Here is an 18,507-nt window from a genome sequence, read left to right as displayed (position 1 = left end):
TTACATTGTAAACTTTACATTATCGTCAGAAACTTAGTTTGAATTACTCTTATTTATTAATGCATTTTTATTTTTATTTAAAATATAGAATATTTAGACAATAGTTACTCCAACTAAAACATTTAAATGTATGAAATTTTGAATAAGATACTAACAAAAAATAGGAAGTAAATTTTAGTAAAAAATATAAAAATATCCTTCAAATTATCATATATCCATTTCTAATTCAAAAGACTTCTTAAGTACATCTTTAAACAAATCAACATATGTAATAGAATACTTGAATATTGCTTTTATCATTAAAAACTATAAGTTTTGCAGTATAATAATATAGAATAATTTTAAAAGGATGGTGAAATTATGGATCTATTCGATTTTGCTAATAACAAAAATAATAAAGAATTGAAACCTTTAGCCGAAAGAATGAGACCAGAGACCTTGGAAGAATTTATAGGCCAAGAGCATATTTTAAGTAAAGGCAAAATGCTATATAGAGCAATAGTTACAGATAATATTTCCTCAGCTATTTTTTACGGACCACCTGGTGTAGGTAAGACTACATTAGCAAGAATTATAGCTAATACAACAAAGGCAAATTTTTATGAATTGAGTGCTGTAAATTCTGGTACATCAGATGTAAAGAAGATTATAAAGGAAGCAGATGATAACCAAAAATTTTATTCTAAAAAAACAATATTATTTATTGATGAAATACATAGATTCAACAAAGCTCAACAGGATAGTGTTTTAAACGCAGTTGAAAAAGGTATTATCATATTGATAGGTGCTACTACAGAAAATCCATATTTTGAAATTAATAATGCCCTTCTTTCTCGTTCTATGATTTTTGAGTTTAAAAATCTTTCCGAGAATAACGTTAAAGAAGCATTGAATAATGCCATCAAAAGTCCAAAAGGTTTTGGATATCTCAACATAGAAGTAGATCCTGAGGTGTTTGATTATTTTGCTGTACATAGTAATGGTGATATAAGGAAGGCTTTAAATGCTTTAGATATAGCAGTTAGGACTTCATCCAGGAAGGAAGATAAAATTTTTATAACTGCTGACGATGCAAAAGAATGCATCCAGAGGAAAATGACATTGTACGATAAACAAGGTACATCCCACTATGATACTATAAGCGCTTTCATAAAATCACTTAGGGGAAGTTCTCCTGACGCAGCAGTATATTATCTTGGAAAAATGTTAGATGCTGGTGAAGATCCAATGTTTATAGCAAGAAGAATTACTATTCAGGCCTCAGAGGACGTAGGAAATGCTGATCCTATGGCTTTAGTAGTAGCTACAAATGCTATGAATGCTGTACATATGATAGGCATGCCTGAATGTAGATATGCACTATCTCAGGCAGCAATATACGTAGCATCAGCACCAAAGTCAAATGCTTGCTGTGTTGCAATTGATTCTGCCCTCACAGATGTTAGAAAACGCAGAGATTCTGGAATACCTCTTTATTTAAGAGATGCCCATTACAAAGGTTCAGAGAAGTTAAGACACGGAATTGGATATTTATATCCACACTCATATGGAGGATTTGTAAATCAACAGTATTTGCCCGATTCTCATAAAGATACTGTGTATTATAACCCAACATCTAACGGATTTGAAGCTAAAATTAAAGATAGACTAATTAGACTTTGGGGTAAAAAAAAATAACTTACCTAAAACAAAATCCCCTTAAATCATCAATATAAGGGGATTTATACATTCTTTAATATTCATTTATATCTTACTAAATAAATGGTAAACTGTAATCTACTTTTCATCTTCCTTTAAATTAGTTTTAGGAAGGATAGTTTCAACTTCAACGTGTGGACGAGGAATAACATGAACAGAAACTAATTCTCCAACACGTTGTGCTGCTGCAGCACCAGCATCAGTAGCTGCCTTTACAGCTCCTACATCTCCTCTTACCATTACTGTTACAAGACCGCCACCAACATGTTCTTTTCCTATTAGATAAACATTAGCTGCCTTTACCATTGCATCTGCAGCTTCAATTGAACCTACTAAACCTTTTGTTTCAATCATTCCTAATGCATCATATTTCATTTTTATTTCCTCCTAGTTTATAATTTATTTTTTTTATTTTTTACTTTGTATCTTATATCCTATATCTTCTAATATTAGTCTTCCTTTAAACCAGTTTTAGGAAGGATAGTTTCAACTTCAACGTGTGGACGAGGAATAACATGAACAGAAACTAATTCTCCAACACGTTGTGCTGCTGCAGCACCAGCATCAGTAGCTGCCTTTACTGCTCCTACATCTCCTCTTACCATTACTGTTACAAGACCGCCGCCAACATGTTCTTTACCTATTAAGTTAACGTTAGCTGCCTTAACCATTGCATCTGCAGCCTCTATAGAACCTACTAACCCCTTTGTTTCAATCATTCCTAATGCATCAGATTTCATTTTTATTTCTCCTCTCCAAATACTGTTATTTTATAATTTATAATTTTACTATTTTACTATTGTAATTTTTGATGAGTTGCCAACACACATTGCATTTGCTTCCTCTGTGTCAATATGGCATTCTAAAGCTGAAGTATCATTTGCTCTAATTGCAACATTATTATAAATTCCACCACGTGGTCCATCAACTTTAATGCTTACTGTCTGTCCATCATGCACCCCAAAATGTTGTGCATCTGCAGGAGTCATGTGAATATGTCTTTGTGCAACAATCACACCTTCCTTTATTTGAACAGATCCCTTTGGTCCTATTATGGCAATTCCAGGTGTTCCGTGTAAATCACCGGACATCCTTACTTCTGGAGCTACTCCCAATTTGAAAGAATCTCCTCTTAGGATTTCTACCTGTGTCTTACTACGTAATGGTCCAAGAATTCTAATCTTCTCAATAGCTCCCTTTGGTCCACATACTGTTACTGTTTCTTTACAAGCATACTGTCCTGGTTGTGCTAAATCCTTTATCTTTGTTACCTGGTATCCTTCTCCAAATAATATGTTAAAATCTGCTTGTGAAAGATGAATGTGACGGTTTGAAACTCCAACCGGGATTTCATTTGTATCTTGCTTTGTCTCTGTAGAAGACTGACTACCTTGAACAGCTTCCAATAAAAGCTTTATAACAGCTTCGTACTTGTCCATTTTAGTTAGCTCCCTTCATTGCAGCTACTAATTCACTTACGAGTCTAGCAAGTTTATCATTATCAGTAGTATCTGCAGCAGTGCTATCACAATTGCTCTTTGCTGCAAATTCTGCAGGGCTTGTAGCACAGAATCCTAAGTCATTTTTGCTTCCGCAAAGTTCAGGATGATTGAAAGTTGTATCGTCTGCAGCTAATGTAGTACAATCTTTAAGACCATATGCTACTCTCTTTATATTGATTAAATGTAATGGAGTAACATTTTCAGAAACAGAGCTTCCTCCCCATGTACCACAACCTAATGTAAATGCAGGTGCTAATCCTGTGCTTGCACCAGTACCTCCCTGGCTTCCACCAGTATTAACTAAGATACGGGATGCTGGTTTTTTAGCAAACTTCATTACTAAGTCTCTATCATTTGTATGAATGTTCATTGTATGTCCAAGACCATTTTGAAGTAATCTTATACTAAGCTCACATGCTTCATGCCAATCTTTAACTGTATAGAAAGCAAGTACTGTTGTAAGTTTCTCATAAGATAGAGGGTAACCATTACCAACTCCGCCTTGTTCTCCTATTAATACTTTTGTTCCTTCTGGAACTGTGAAACCTGCAGCTTCTGCTATAACCTGAGGAGCTCTTCCTACAAACTTAGCGCTCATGCTGTGTGTACCAGGTTTAAAAAGTACGCTGCAAACTTTTGCAGTTTCTTCAGCTGTCATGAAATATCCGCCTTGTTTCTTAAATTCAGCTACTATTTCATCATGGTTGCATTCTTCTGCAATTACAGACTGCTCGGATGCACAAATAGTACCATAGTCAAAACTCTTACTAGCTATTATATCTTTAACTGATTGATGAACATCAGCAGTTCTTTCAATATAGGATGGAGAGTTACCAGCACCAACGCCTATTGCAGGTGTTCCTGAACTATATGCAGCCTTTACCATTCCAGGGCCTCCAGTTGCAATTATCATAGCAACTTCTTTAGCTTTCATAAGTTCATTTGTAGCTTGTATAGATGGTGTAACAATACCACCAATTACATTTGCAGGAGCTCCTGCTGCTACTGCTGCATCACGCATAAGTTCTATTGCTTTTGTTGAACATTTTAATGCAGCTGGGTGTGGTGAGAATACAATTGCATTTCTTGATTTAATTGCAATGATTGATTTATAAATAACAGTAGATGTTGGATTTGTAGATGGTACAATACCCATTAATAAACCAACTGGTTCTGCAAATTCAATTACACCTTCACTTTTATCTTCTTTTATAACACCAATAGTCTTCATATCCTTGATGTAATTATATACTGTAGTAGCAGCCATATGGTTCTTATAAGCCTTATCTTCAGCTTTTCCAAAACCAGTTTCTTCTGCAGCCATTTTACCAAGGCAAACTGCATTTTCTTCTGCTACCCTAACCATATTACATAGGATTTTATCAATTTGTTCTTCAGTATAATCAGCAATTTGGTCTGCTGCAATTTTTCCTAAACGTGCAAGATCTCTTGCTTCTTGTATAGAACGTAAGTCTTTATCAAAATTTTCCAATTGTGTTCCCTCCATTGTTTATTATTTATATATTTTAATTTTTATAGCTGGCTAATTATGCCCATAATATTTTTTGAACTCTATAAGCAGTAACTTCTTGTCTGCTTTAGAAATGGATCTTCCTTTGATACCAAAGTTCTTATATTTACGAGCGAGATTTCGAAGCTCTATTACCTTAAACTTACTCAAAATCTCAATAGCTTTTTCTAAACCATAGTCAAGTACCATCTTATCTACGGCTTTCCTATTTAGTTTAGTTAAATCCATTTTCAAAGGATCAGTTATTTTTTCTGGCAAAAGCTCCTCATTCTCTGAATTTTCTACTGTTGAATTCTCTTCTTTAGAGTCTTCCACTGCTGGATCTTCCACTGTTGAATTCTCTTCTATTGAGTCCTCTACTATTGAATCTTCTATTTTAACAGGAACCTCTACAGTATCTTCTTCAATTACTTCAACTGTTGTTTCATCTTCTGGTTGGTTTTTCGCTGGAGCGACAGTTGGAATATTTCTATCTTTCAGTGGTACTGCTGATACAATTATATTATCTAATTCCTCATGTGGACGGGGAATCACATGTTGTGAAACAAGCAATGTGTCATTTATGTTTCTAACTGCCGCTCCACCAGCGTCTACAGCTGCCTTCACAGCACCCACATCACCAGTTACAGCAATCGAAACAAGTCCCCCTCCTACATATGTCTTTTCTAAGAGATTCACATCTGCTGCCTTGAGCATAGCATCTGCGCTCTCAATAGCTGCAATAAGTCCTATTGTTTCGATTAACCCAAGTGCCTGCATTATTTAACCCTCCTCAACCTTGATCAGCTATTCTAATATGTAGCATAGAATGCTTTCATCTTGTCAGGTGAACCAAATGCTATCTTAGCTCCCTTAGGGAAGAATACTGAATCACCAGGATGTGCAGTATAAACTTTATTATCCACTGTTACTGTCAATGTACCCTCTATAACATAGTAAAGTTCCTGACATTCTGTTTCCCAATCAAATTTACAACTTTCAATTGTAATAAATCCGGCATTCATTGAAGAACCATCGTCTGCATTGATTATCTCCTGATAAAATACTTTGTCATCAGGATTTCCAGTATCAAGTGCTTCATATTTTACTGAACTGCCACGAACAATCTTTAAACCGATAGAGTCAGTCTCAGCAAGATAAGGCTTCTTATTGGTAATCAAATCAATCACTCCATTTAAAAGGCCTTTTTTCATCATGATCTTAAATACTTTATAAATTACTTCACTATCAATTCCATTTTCAAAAACTTTTTCAAGCTCAGAAGTTTTTGTTTCACAAGGAGTTTCCACTTCACAAGAACTTTTTGCTTCAAGGACTTGCTTTTCAGTAGAAAATTCTATGCCATAACTTTTTGCTATATCTTTGGCTGATGGAGTAATAATTGCTTCACATCCAATGTACACTACTTTTTGGCCCTGCCTTTCTGCAGTCTCAACATCTTTTGCACAAATTAATTTTTTCATTCTTGTACCTCCTGAGTCTATTCTACATTGCAATCTTCATCAATAATTCCAACAACAACTGCATCAACCGGGATGTCCTCACATTCATCTAACATTTTTCGAGCTGATGACCCGGTTGAAACAAGAACTCTATCTCCAATTCCGGCACTGATTATATCTGCAACAACTAAATGCTGACCAGCACCAGTTCCACCAATTACTTCCGCTAACATAAACTTCAATCCATTAAGTGATTCTGCTTTTCTTGTTGCCCATACATTGTCAATTAATCTTGCTATTAACATATATCTTTCTCCTTTTTAACATTGCGCTTAATCTCCTGAATTGCTGATTCAACAGATGACGTATCGCCAAAAATCGCAATCATTATCATGTTCTGTGGACAACTTCCTTTAATATCTTCTACTGTGACACCAACTGCCTTTTCAGCAATATCTGCGGCATAAATCATGTCCAGCATTTTACCTTGTACAAGACCAACCGCATCAACACAAATTGAATCCTTATTAACATTAGCACCCATACGCCTCATAAGCATATCTATTGTACCCTTTGAAGGCGATTTAATAGTTCGAAATTCCATATTGAATCATCTCCAACTATATACTTTCCTGCGTACAGCTAAGTGCTATGCCTAAAGGGGTTACAAACATCGGATTCTTTGGCTTATGAGTAAATATTCCTGTCTTTTTTTCTATAATTGTCTCAATACCTGTCAGACAGCAAGTTCCTCCAACCAGAGATATTTCCTGAACATCATACCCTTTAATATGCTGGTTAATAATAGATGCAATTTTTTCAACTACTGGCTTTAGTACAGGTAAAAGGTCCTTATGGTTTTCTGGATTACGTTTATACAATTCTGCTTCTGCAAAAGGCATTTTATATGCACCAGAAACTACTAATGAAAACTGAGTACCTCCTGTTGGTTCATCTGCAATATAAACAACTTTTCCATCTTTTAAAATTGAAATTCCAGTTGTTCCACCACCGATATCTACAACTGCACCATTCTTAATTCTAAGAACTTTATTAGCAGCCGTTGGTTCATCAAGCACACTTGTAAGTTCAAAACCAGCTGCCTGAACTACATTTTTAACTGCCCCTGAATCCAAATCATCTGTTCCTGGTGGAATAGCTGCAGCTCCATAAATCAACTCTGTACCTAACTTTTCTTCAATTTCATGCTTCATCTCTCTAACAATATTGATTGCACCAATATAATCAACAACCATACCATCTCGAACTACATCTGCATATTTATAAGCACCTGCTACTGGTTTATAGTTTTCATCTACAACTGCTAGGACAACACATGCTGTACCTAAGTCAACTCCTGTATAATAAACAGATGACTTGCCAACAATCGGATGCTTTACTACATGTTCAAAATCTTTCACAAGTTGGTCGCAGAACTTAAAAGTCAAATTTTTCTCTGACATTTTGTACCTCCAAAAATAGAACAAATCATTTGGGACAAAGCATTAATAATTTGATTGATCTTTCCAATAGTATCACTGCACAATGCATCCTCATCTTCACTATCTTCATATGCTTCTAAAATGAATGGTTCGATTTCTCTAAGAGCACATCGCAGTCTATGCAAAATTATGATATCTCTTCCCTTTTTAAGCTGCATATGAAATTCTGTAATTTCAAAGCAATCATCTAAATCAAGTGAATAATTGCTAAAATTTATTGCTGTACATTCCTTAATACAAAGATTTTCAACGGACCCTTTACCCTGAATGGCGTTTTTAATTTTAGTAAACTGCTTACCTAAACTAATAACATTCTGTGCCCAAAGGATATCCTTATTCAAAAGTTCTTCTTCTGTAATAAGGAACAATGCTTCCGTTGATTTCATCTTACTGTAAAGTTTTTTCTTCTTCCAATTATTCTTCTTTTTGGGCTGTGCAGGTGTTTGATTTTCATTTATGCTCTGCACCTTTTCCACAGTTTCCTTTTTCTCTACAGCTTGTTTTTTATCTACATCATGCTTCTTCTCCACAGGTTGTTCTTTATTTACAACATTTCTCTTTTTGTAATAAGACCCGTCATCAAACATATTTATACCTTTGTCTGACAGAAACTGACTTGCTTCAGGTGTAAGTCTTGTCCCAAGTTTTAACTCATAATCTGTAAAAGGTTCTTTTCTATATAAATCCCGCAAATCAATTTCGGTAATAAATTTCATTTTGAACCCCCTTTACCCTCTTCTAGCTCTCAACCTAATTCTTTTCAATACTAGGTTTCATTTTAGCAGGTAAATAAAGTGAAATTAATTTTTCATATATGCCTCCACCTAAAATTCCTCCTACAATAGGAGCAAATATAGGTACAATAAGTCCATAATTATTAGGTCCAAAAGCATTTGTTCCCCATCCTGCCAGCACACATAATAATCTTGGACCAAAATCACGGGCTGGATTCATAGCAAAACCAGTTAAAGTTCCAAATGATGCTCCTAATAACGCTACTACCAAACCTATAGCCAAAGCTGGCATACCATTTTTAGGACAACTCTTATTGCATCCATCTGTTACTGCAAAAATAACTAATACTAAAATGGCCGTTATACACATTTCTACCATAAAAGCATTGAACATTGACAACCCTGTTTTAGGGAATGTACTAAATATTCCTGCTGAACTCCACCCAGCTTGTGAGTTTCTAATAATATTTTTGCTGCTTTCAAATTGTCTTATAGAACTGCCATATAACCCATAAACTATTGCTGCTGCTGTAAAAGCTCCTAAAATTTGTGAAACAATATAAGGAATTACTTTCTTTTTGTCAAATTTCTTCCATACTGCTAGAGCTATTGTAACCGCAGGATTTATATGAGCTCCGGAAGTATCGCCAACAACAAATATAGCTATTGTTATAGCTAATCCCCAACACATAGATAATCCCCAAAATGTAACGTTTGCATTTACTGCAACTAGAGCTGCTACTACCCCAATTCCAATAAATAATAAGATAAATGTACCTATAAATTCAGCAAAACATTCACCTAATAATTTATTTTTCATATTCATATTATCCTCCTTATTGTTAACATTTCCGCTAATTTATAAAAATGCTATTTACCATAAACTTCTTCAAACAATTTAGCTATTTCTTCTTTGCTAGTTTTCCTTGGATTAGTAGCTGTGCATTTATCATTTAAAGCATCATTTACCATATTCTCTAGTTCGTTTAAAAAATCAAGTTTATCTATGTTTACTTCCTGTAAGTTCATAGGTGTATTAGTTGCATTCATTAATATTTTTATTGCAGCAATAATACTTCTTACTCCCTCATTTGTAGAAGCACAAGGTAACCCTAAGATTCTAGACAAATTAGCATACTTTTTTCCTGATTCTGTTTCATTTTCTGATTTTAAATTAGCATTATACTCAATGACATACGGTAATAAAATTGCATTTGCCCTACCATGTGGTATATGAAATTTCCCCCCTAATGTATGTGCCATACTGTGATTAATTCCTAAAGATGCATTTGTAAATGCCATACCAGCCATGCAAGATGCATTATGTAATTTTTCTCTTGCAAGCACATCGTTTCCATCTCTATAAGCCCTTAGTAAATAGTCAAATACTAATTTTACAACCTTTTCAGCCAGCGCATCTGTATAATCAGAGCTTTTTGTCGAAACATACGCCTCAATGGCATGAGTCAAAACATCCATTCCAGTATCTGCTGTTATTCGTTGAGGCACTGTTTTAACAAGATTTGCATCAATTATAGCTATATCTGGAACTAATTCATCATTAATCAAAGGAAATTTTGTACCTCCCATTGTAATTACTGAAAAAGAAGTAACTTCTGATCCTGTACCACTAGTAGTTGGAATAGCTACAAATAATGGTTTTTTATAATTGCCTCCATTAGTATTTAATATTTTAATAGTAAAGAATATAATGCTTTTCGTAGCATCAATTGATGAACCGCCGCCTAATGCAATTACTACATCTGGTTTAAATATTCTCATTTTATTTACTCCCATAGCAACGATTTCAATCGGTGGATCAGGTTTTATCTCTGAAAAAATTTCATACTCAACTTTATTATCTTTTAATATGTCAATTATTTTATCTGCAGTACCTGATTTAAGCATAAACGGGTCCGTAACTATACACACTCTTTTATTCTTTATGTTTTTCAAATACTCTATTGACCCTCTATTAAAACAAATTATGGGTTTAATGTTAAATATAGTCATATTATCCCTTCTTTTACGTTTATAACATATATTTATATAAGCGTTTGCATATAGCTTAAATATAAGGCTTTGTTGTTGAAATAGGATTTTGTCCCATAGATTTTAATATTCCTATTCCTACTTCTCTAGCCGCTATTACAGACTGCTTAACAGCTCCAGAATCTCCTGTTATTGATATAATTACCTCATTTGAATGTGATGTACCATCATTTGGACTTGCATAAGTAACCAATTCCACATTAGCAGTTTTCATTGCAGTATCTGCCATAACCAAACCTACCCCTGCTGGTGCTCCTACAACTATTCCAAAAGATTTTCCAAGTGGAGCCCCATAAGCCTTTTCGAGTGCAAGACTTGCTCTTGCAGTATAATGAAGTTCTGCATGTCCCGCATCACATCCATATACATCTCCAAATGTTCTTTCTACATCTTTTAATGCAACTTCAACAGCTCTTCTAGCATCTGATACATCTTCAGAAGCAAAAATTATGAGTGATCCATGTCCTGCACCACCTTTTGTATCCCTTGGAAGTTCTATTGCCGCAATTACAGTATTTGTTGCTTTTACAGCTTCATCTGCAGCCATAATATGAGGTCCAGCACCTGTCCTTGCACTTATAATTCCTAAAGAACGGTACTTAGGATCCAAGTTCATTTTTTCTTGAATACTTCCATCAATGTTAGCAATAACCAAACCAACCGTATCTCCAATAGCACATCCTACATATTCTGTTATTACAGGCGTATCATTTATCATAAAAGCTTCCCTCTTTTCTTCCTTTTCTATTATTTTTTCTTCCTTTAATTCTGATTTAGAATTTTGTGTATTTTGTGTTTTATCTGTTGTATCACTTGAATTTTCACAATTTGTTTTCTTTCTAAGCTCTTCCAAAACCTTATTGATTATCTCTTGATCCATTTTTCCACCTCGAAACATTTAATATTTTGACAATGAAGGTAAATTTCTTTAACATTTGCTACCTTAGCTATTAAACCTTGCAGCCTTCTTATTAGCTGATGATTCATTAAATTACTGTACCTAGCAATGTTTTTTTCCTATAAGATCTCACCCCCAAAAGTTTATAATATTTTTTATAATCAAATTTGTGGTTTAATTTTATTACAAAAGCAAATAAAGTTTTTTAATAAATTCGACTGCATTTTGTACAATATATATTTTTATATGTTGTACTATTTTGACATCTTAGAAATTTGTTATATTTTTATATTCATTAGTTAATTTTCTTGTAAATCGACACATTAAATATTATAATTCTATTAAGCGACAAATTTTGTTTGAGTATTATATAAGTTAAATATCTATTTTTCATTTAACTTATTTTATTTTCACAGTTTTAATTGTTAAAAAATAAACTCAGTAAATTTTAATTTTATTTTCTGTGACTTTCAAATCGTGTACCCCTTAAAATATTCTTAAATTTTACAAATATACATAAGCTATATTTCTAAAGTAACTTACTATTTACAAGATTTTTTTTTACGGAGGATATACAAATGAATTCATTAAAAGATCTTAAATTCAGTGACATTATTGATATAAACACTTTAAAAGATATCCAAGACAAACTCGCTAAAATAGTTATTTTTTCTGCAGTTACAACAGATATTCATGGGGTTCCTGTTTGTAATGAAAACAATTTCACGCCATTTTGTAAACTTATTCGTTCCTCCCCAAAAGGATGTAAAAACTGTATATCCTGTGATTCTCAAGCAGGCTTTATGGCTATGAAAGATAAAAAGCCAAGAGTATATAAATGCCACACAGGACTAATTGATTGTGCTGCACCTATAATAGTAAACGATATCTATGTAGGTGCCGTGTTGGGCGGACAGGTATTACTAAAAGGACAACAAACAAGAGATTCCATAGACTTAAATTGGATTTCTAAAAATTATGAGCTTCCTCTAGAAAAACTAAAGGAAGCTGCTGAACGCATAGAAATTGTTGAAAGCGACTACCTACAAAATTGTGTTTCATTTTATACATTTCTTGCAAATTATATAGCTGAAATGGGCCTTCATACTCTTACACAGGAAAAATTATTAAAAGAAAGTGAAGAAAAAATTAAGCTTGAACAGTATGCCAAAAAAATGCAGTTAAAAACTATACAAGCTCAAATTAATCCTCACTTTCTGTTTAACACTTTAAATACAATAGCAAGTATGGCTCTAATTGAAAATGCTCCTACAACAGAAGAACTAATATATAATCTCTCTGATTTATTAAGATATAGCTTACGAAACTTAGAGGAATTTCCCAAACTCAAAGATGAAATTACTAATATAAAACGATATCTTTTTATCCAAGCTTTAAGGTACAGCGATAGAATTTCCTATGAAATTAATATAGATGAATCTCTTAATGAATATAGAATTCCAACCATGATTCTTCAGCCACTTGTTGAAAACTCCCTCGTTCATGGCCTTGAAACCAAAAAAGAAGGTGGAAAAATAACTATAAATAGCACCTCCAATTCAAAAAAAGATATAATAATTGAAATAAGTGATAATGGCAGAGGAATTAATAGCAGCATACTTAACCTATTAAATAACTCAAAAGACCTCTCTGATAGTGGTTTAGGTATAGGACTGCAAAATACTGACAATAGGCTAAAGCATTATTTTGGTAGAGATTACGGTCTGAAAATAGAAAGTACTCTTGATGTTGGAACAAAAGTATATATACGTATTCCAAAATTGAAATAATAATTTTTAGTATTTTAACCATTACTATTAAACAAATTTTATAATACCTTAACAGGAGGGTGATTAAGATGTATAAACTTATGATAGTCGATGATGAACCTCTTGAGAGAAAATCATTAAGAATATTATTGCAAAGAGAATTCTTTAATATTGATATTGAAGGAGATTCTAAAAATGGAGAAGAAGCAGTATTAAACGCTAAGATAAATAAACCTGATATAATTCTTATGGATATAAAAATGCCTGAAAAAACTGGTTTAGATGCTCAAAAAGAAATAATTAACTTTCTGCCAAACACTAAAACAATTATAATAACAGCCTATGGAGAATTTGACTACGCACAAACGGCAATAAAATATGGAGTAATAGATTATTTATTAAAACCTGTTCGGCCATCTAATCTAAAAGCTTCTATAAATAAAGCTCTTAAATCTATAGATAACTTTGATTCTAGAAAAATATCTAATTTAAAGTCTAAGGAAATTTCTGAAAGTACTATAAAAACTGCAATAAAATATATTGATAATAATTATACACAAGATATAAAATTAAATACTGTAGCAAATTTTGTACACTTAAATCCTCAGTACTTAAGTAGATATTTCAAGCAAAAAATGGGAGTGACATTTACCCAGTATATTACAAATCTAAGACTTGAAAATGCTAAAAAGTTATTAGTCAATACAGATAAATCTATAACACAAATTGCCATGGAAGTAGGTTATACTGATATTGCATATTTCAGCAAAGTATTTTTTAAGAATGAGAATAAATCACCTTACAAATTTAAAATGAGTTATTGCAATAATTCCTAAAAATTACTGACGAATTAATAAGAGAAGTATATTAAAACTCGATGTTTAATACACTTCTCTCTATTTGTCATTTAGAACTAGTCAATTCCACCAACTTTACATATTAGTCCACATTCTTCCACTAGTTCTTTAAGCTTATTTATTTCTTCTTTAGTAGGTGGTTGTAAACCCTTCATTATATAATCATGTCCTAAGTACTCATACTTATTTTCACCAAGACGATGGTATGGTAGAAGATGTAATTCTTTAACACTTTTAAGGCTAGTTGCAAAATTAGCTGTAGCTCTTATATTATTTTCATCGCTATTAACTCCTGGAATAACAGGTACTCTTATTATTAACTGAACTCCAAACTGAGCTATTAATTTTGCATTCTGTAAGATTAACTCATTAGGCTTTCCTGTATACTCTAAATGTTTATTTGCATCCATGTGCTTAATATCAAGCATAACTAAATCAAGCCAAGGTAGCATCCTTTCTAAAACACTTTGAGATGTAAATGCTGCGGTTTCAATAGCTGTGTGCCAACCATTTTGTTTGCATCCTTTTAGTAATTCTTCAGCAAACTCAGGTTGAGCTGTTACTTCTCCTCCTGATAAAGTAATTCCACCACCAGATCGTCTATAATATATGTTATCCTTTTTCAATTCTAGTAACAATTCCTTTACAGTTCTCGTGTTTCCTGCTAAATTCAAAGCTCCAGCATAACAATTCTCAACACACTTACCACACTTAACACATTTATTCTGATCAACTCTAGAAGGAAGGTTGAAATCTATTGCTCCATTACTGCAAACTTCATAGCATTTTTTACATCCTATACATTTGCTTGGAATAAACATTACTTGTGGCTCCATACACTGAGATTCTGGGTTACTACACCAACGACAAGATAACGGGCAGCCTTTAAAAAAGACTATTGTACGAATTCCTGGTCCATCATGAACAGAAAATCTCTGTATATCAAAAATAATTCCTTTTTTATCTAAATTCACTTGATAATTCAACATAACTTTTCCTCCTATAAAAAGCTGCTCTATAAAAAACTTTACAACTAACTCTCTTTTACTAATTTAAAAATGAGGAAGTAGTAAAAACTCTTCCTCAAAATATATGAAACCAAACTAACTAAAAAGTATGTTCTGTTCTTTTTATAATATCATCCTGAATTGACTTATCTAAAGAAGTAAAGTGAGCACTATATCCGGCTACACGTACTACCAGATTTCTATAATTTTCAGGATTCTTTTGAGCATCTAAAAGCGTTTCTCTACTTACTACATTAAATTGTACATGTAATCCTTTTTCATCGAAAAAGGTTCTTACTAGAGAAGATAAATTCTGTAAACCAGTCTGACCTTCTAAAGCAGATGGATGAAACTTTTGATTAAATAATGTACCATTTGAAGCTTTACAATGGTCTATTTTCGCAACAGAATTAGCAGCTGCAGTTGGTCCCATTGCATCTCTTCCTGAAACTGGTGATACACCATCTGCTAGTGGTTCCCCAGCTTTTCTTCCATCTGGTGTTGCTCCTGTCTGTGATCCCATTGGAACATTTGCAGAAACAGGATAAAGTCCTGGTTGGAATTGACCATTACGTGGATTAGTGTATTTTTCAACTTCATTACAGTAAATTAATGCGGCTTCTCGTGCTAAATCATCAACCTCATCTATATCATTACCAAACTTAGGTGCTCTATTTAATAGCATTTGACGAATACTCTCTTTATTTCCATAACTACCTAAATTAATATCTTTACCCGGCTCCAATCCTTCTAATGAGGTTTTCTTTTCTTCTGATAATAATTTCTCAATAACTTTCAATATAGTTTCAGGTGTTAATCCTTTCATATCACCCACTTCATTTATGCTATTAGCAAGTTCAGATATTGGGTTTTTCTTACATCCACCAAAATTAGTGTCTAACGCATTCTTTAAATCCTGTAAAGTTATCTTCTTATCTTCAAAAACAAGTTTCTTAATAGCTTCTAACGAGTCTGCTGCATTTGCAACTCCTACTCCTTGTGGTCCTGTAAAGTTGTAATGTGCTCCTCCTTCTTGTAATGACTTTCCTCTAGCTATACAATCGTCTGCCATTGAAGATAAGAATGGTAATGGTGCTCTCTCTCCATGTGCTAAATCTACACTGTTATCTGCATTAACTAAAAGTTTAACAAAATACTCCATCTGTAATTTGTATGCATCAAATAATTTCTCAAATGATGTAAAAGAAGTGAAGTCTCCAGTTCTTAATCCTATCTGTTTGCCATTATCCATACCATTATTTATAGTTATCTCTAATACCTTTACAATATTAAAGAATGCAGCATCATGCCATCCTTCCGTCTTTCCACCTTTTTGAGGTTCTACACATCCAATAATACCATAATCTCTAGCATCTTCTAACGTAAGACCGCGGCTTGTCAAAGAAGGAATGATAACTTCATCATTATAGTAAGCTGGCATACCTAAACCTAAACGAGTTACTTCAGCAGCTTTTAATAATAACTCATCTGGAGTTTTGTTCCAAGCTCTTATTGAAATTGATGGTTGCGGTAATTTGGTATGTGCAGTAGCTTCAAGGCACATAAATGAAAGCTCATTTGTAGCATCTCTTCCATCAATAGTTTGTCCACCTACAATTAAGTTCTGGAACATTGGATATCCACCAAATGCTTTTGTTGATCCTTCATCACGAACCTTATTAACATCATTAAATTTAACCCATAGACAATCTAAAAGTTCTTGGGCTTTTTCTTGTGTAATAAGTCCATTTGATACATCCTTCTTAAAATAAGGATACATGTATTGGTCAAAACGCATAGGTGATATTGAATGTCCATTAGATTCTATTTGAATAATAGATTGTACAAACCAAAATGATTGTAGAGCCTCATAAAACGTTCTAGCTGGTCTTTCAGGTACCCACTGACAATTTTCAGCTATTTGCATTAACTCTTCACGTCTTCGTGAATCCAATGATTGACTTGCTAAATTTCTAGCTAATTCAGCAAAACGTCTAGCAAACTTAATAACAGCTTTTGAAGTTATGATTACAGCTGTTAAAAACTGATCCTTCTTTATGTAATCTGGATCTGCTTTATCTGCTTTAGCCTTTTCACTTTCTGCATCTTCAATTATACCGTTAAATCCTTTAGATAATACTTTTGCATAATCTACAGAAATATGACCTATACCATTGAAGTAATAATTTCCAACAGTAAATACCCCTGCTTCCATTGCTTCCTTCGTTTCTGAAAACATATACTCTGTTGCAAGCTCATTTGTTGTTTTTCCATCCCAATATTTGAATACTTCTCTAAGTTGTGATTTTACATCTTCACTAATAAGAAATACATCACCAGTTCTTTTTGCAAGAGTATCAAATTCCTCCAAAAGCCACTTATTTGAAAATTCTGGAAATATTGAAGCCGCTCTAGGTTTTTTAGTTAAATTTCCTACAATAAGTTCTTCATCACGAATAACTATATCCATTTCATTTAGTATTTTTTCTAAAGCTTTAGCTCTTCTAATAATCATAGGATAAGCTTCAGTTTCCTTAAAAGATTCCGTTATTAAAACTGCTCTTTGCGCTTCGATTTCAGGAGTTACCGAGTATAAATCGTTAGTTAATTTTTCTATTCTTTTACTTTGATTTGCAGTATAAAGTTTGTTTAAAACATCATTCAATTAAACAACCCCCTTAATTAATTTTATATAACTTTTATTAATCATTTTCATAATTACATTTTATTCTTAAAGTTCCTATCTTTTTTTGATTATTTCGACCTGTTTTTGTATTATATAGATTTGAATATGATGTATTATTTTGATATATAAAAAATTTACACAACAATACTCCTCTACTTACAGTAGAGGAGTTTTAAATTAATAACTTTAATTCTGCAAAATAGAAATCTAAATTATATAGTTTCTAACTAAAAAATAAAACACATACTGTATAAATACTATGTATGAACCATCATTGTATTTATACAGTATGTGTTTTACTTATGAAAATTAAATATCTTTACAATGAAGACTTTATTTTTCATAGCAATTTACTATTTCTCCATAATAAACTGTATGATAATCTCCATCAGGATAACAATTTGAATCTACTTCTTTTGTCAAAAGTTCTTTTTTCATATCCTGTTTATATATAATCTTGCATTCATAATACATATCACATCCTGCTATCACCGGGCTATCTACACTTCTACCTGGATTAAGCTGCAAATTACACACCTTAAATTTATCTATATTCCTACCAGATTTAGTTCCACATATTGCAAGAGCCTTTTTCATATCACTGCTAAAAGGAACACTTACTGTAAAGTTACCACTATTTTCCATGAATTCTTTAGTATATCTAGATTGTCTCACTAGCACAGTGAACACAGGTTTTCTCCATATAACACCTATGCTTCCCCACCCTATTGTCATAGTATTTACTTTTCCATTATATTTACTTGTAAGGAAGGCTCCTTCTTTACCCAATTGCTTGATTACTTCAGCCGAATTATTTGTAAAATCCATA

19 protein-coding genes are annotated in these 18,507 nt (G+C 33.0%); 3 read left to right on the top strand and 16 right to left on the bottom strand.

Going from position 1 to position 18,507, the window contains the following annotated elements; genetic code table 11:
• Positions 1 to 360: 360 nt before the first annotated feature.
• Positions 361 to 1,677 carry a replication-associated recombination protein A gene (locus tag CLJU_RS05890; protein WP_013237865.1) on the top strand — a complete coding sequence of 439 codons (1,317 nt, stop codon included), beginning with the start codon at positions 361 to 363 and terminating at the stop codon, positions 1,675 to 1,677.
• 99 nt (positions 1,678 to 1,776) lie between these two features.
• Here CLJU_RS05890 and eutM (CLJU_RS05885) read toward each other — a convergent pair whose 3' ends face one another.
• The 13 genes from eutM (CLJU_RS05885) to pduB all read right to left on the bottom strand — a co-directional run bounded on the left by eutM (CLJU_RS05885) (position 1,777) and on the right by pduB (position 11,341).
• Entirely contained in the window at positions 1,777 to 2,073 is a 297-nt protein-coding gene (eutM, locus tag CLJU_RS05885) for an ethanolamine utilization microcompartment protein EutM (protein WP_013237864.1), read from the bottom strand.
• Positions 2,074 to 2,147: 74 nt separating this feature from the next.
• Entirely contained in the window at positions 2,148 to 2,438 is a 291-nt protein-coding gene (eutM, locus tag CLJU_RS05880; protein ID WP_013237863.1) for an ethanolamine utilization microcompartment protein EutM, read from the bottom strand.
• Between the two features lie 48 nt (positions 2,439 to 2,486).
• Positions 2,487 to 3,137, bottom strand: coding sequence for a phosphate propanoyltransferase (locus CLJU_RS05875; protein ID WP_013237862.1), 651 nt, complete (start codon positions 3,135 to 3,137; stop codon positions 2,487 to 2,489).
• Position 3,138: 1 nt separating this feature from the next.
• Entirely contained in the window at positions 3,139 to 4,692 is a 1,554-nt protein-coding gene (locus tag CLJU_RS05870; RefSeq protein ID WP_013237861.1) for an acetaldehyde dehydrogenase (acetylating), read from the bottom strand.
• Between the two features lie 51 nt (positions 4,693 to 4,743).
• A complete protein-coding gene (locus CLJU_RS05865) occupies positions 4,744 to 5,490 on the bottom strand; it encodes a BMC domain-containing protein (protein WP_013237860.1) in 747 nt (248 codons plus the stop codon).
• A gap of 32 nt (positions 5,491 to 5,522) precedes the next feature.
• Complete coding sequence (locus tag CLJU_RS05860) at positions 5,523 to 6,194, bottom strand: cupin domain-containing protein (protein WP_013237859.1); 672 nt, start codon at positions 6,192 to 6,194, stop codon at positions 5,523 to 5,525.
• Positions 6,195 to 6,211: 17 nt separating this feature from the next.
• The gene (locus tag CLJU_RS05855; protein ID WP_013237858.1) at positions 6,212 to 6,478 is read right to left on the bottom strand and encodes a EutN/CcmL family microcompartment protein; all 267 of its coding nucleotides are present in this window, start codon (positions 6,476 to 6,478) and stop codon (positions 6,212 to 6,214) included.
• Positions 6,472 to 6,777 (bottom strand): BMC domain-containing protein, encoded by a 306-nt coding sequence (locus tag CLJU_RS05850; RefSeq protein ID WP_013237857.1) that lies wholly within the window; start codon positions 6,775 to 6,777, stop codon positions 6,472 to 6,474. The genes CLJU_RS05855 and CLJU_RS05850 overlap by 7 nt, the downstream gene beginning before the upstream one ends.
• A 16-nt stretch (positions 6,778 to 6,793) precedes the next feature.
• A complete protein-coding gene (gene eutJ / locus CLJU_RS05845) occupies positions 6,794 to 7,636 on the bottom strand; it encodes an ethanolamine utilization protein EutJ (protein ID WP_013237856.1) in 843 nt (280 codons plus the stop codon).
• On the bottom strand, positions 7,618 to 8,391 hold the full coding sequence (locus CLJU_RS05840; protein WP_013237855.1) for an ethanolamine utilization protein: 774 nt from the start codon (positions 8,389 to 8,391) through the stop codon (positions 7,618 to 7,620). Before CLJU_RS05840 ends, eutJ begins: the two co-directional genes overlap by 19 nt.
• 34 nt (positions 8,392 to 8,425) lie before the next feature.
• Positions 8,426 to 9,229 (bottom strand): MIP/aquaporin family protein, encoded by an 804-nt coding sequence (locus CLJU_RS05835; protein WP_029170117.1) that lies wholly within the window; start codon positions 9,227 to 9,229, stop codon positions 8,426 to 8,428.
• A 50-nt stretch (positions 9,230 to 9,279) separates the two neighbouring features.
• Positions 9,280 to 10,422, bottom strand: a complete 1,143-nt coding sequence (locus tag CLJU_RS05830) for a 1-propanol dehydrogenase PduQ (protein ID WP_013237853.1) — start codon at positions 10,420 to 10,422, stop codon at positions 9,280 to 9,282.
• Positions 10,423 to 10,477: 55 nt separating this feature from the next.
• A complete protein-coding gene (gene pduB, locus CLJU_RS05825) occupies positions 10,478 to 11,341 on the bottom strand; it encodes a propanediol utilization microcompartment protein PduB (protein WP_013237852.1) in 864 nt (287 codons plus the stop codon).
• 596 nt (positions 11,342 to 11,937) lie between these two features.
• Between pduB and CLJU_RS05820 the strand changes: the two genes are divergently transcribed.
• The gene (locus tag CLJU_RS05820) at positions 11,938 to 13,149 is read left to right on the top strand and encodes a sensor histidine kinase (RefSeq protein ID WP_013237851.1); all 1,212 of its coding nucleotides are present in this window, start codon (positions 11,938 to 11,940) and stop codon (positions 13,147 to 13,149) included.
• A gap of 68 nt (positions 13,150 to 13,217) precedes the next feature.
• Complete coding sequence (locus tag CLJU_RS05815) at positions 13,218 to 13,964, top strand: response regulator transcription factor (RefSeq protein ID WP_013237850.1); 747 nt, start codon at positions 13,218 to 13,220, stop codon at positions 13,962 to 13,964.
• 77 nt (positions 13,965 to 14,041) lie between these two features.
• Here the strand turns inward: CLJU_RS05815 and CLJU_RS05810 are convergent, their stop codons facing one another.
• From CLJU_RS05810 to CLJU_RS05800, 3 genes are all read right to left on the bottom strand, one after another.
• Positions 14,042 to 14,974: a glycyl-radical enzyme activating protein gene (locus CLJU_RS05810; RefSeq protein WP_013237849.1), complete on the bottom strand. Its 933-nt coding sequence runs from the start codon at positions 14,972 to 14,974 to the stop codon at positions 14,042 to 14,044.
• Positions 14,975 to 15,092: 118 nt separating this feature from the next.
• Positions 15,093 to 17,657, bottom strand: a complete 2,565-nt coding sequence (locus CLJU_RS05805; protein WP_013237848.1) for a glycyl radical protein — start codon at positions 17,655 to 17,657, stop codon at positions 15,093 to 15,095.
• A 354-nt stretch (positions 17,658 to 18,011) separates the two neighbouring features.
• A complete protein-coding gene (locus CLJU_RS05800; RefSeq protein ID WP_013237847.1) occupies positions 18,012 to 18,506 on the bottom strand; it encodes a flavin reductase family protein in 495 nt (164 codons plus the stop codon).
• Position 18,507: the final 1 nt, after the last annotated feature.

Origin of the sequence: Clostridium ljungdahlii DSM 13528 (assembly GCF_000143685.1) — a bacterium.
Taxonomy (GTDB): Bacteria; Bacillota; Clostridia; order Clostridiales; family Clostridiaceae; genus Clostridium_B; species Clostridium_B ljungdahlii.
This window is presented reverse-complemented; position numbering and strand designations above follow the sequence as displayed.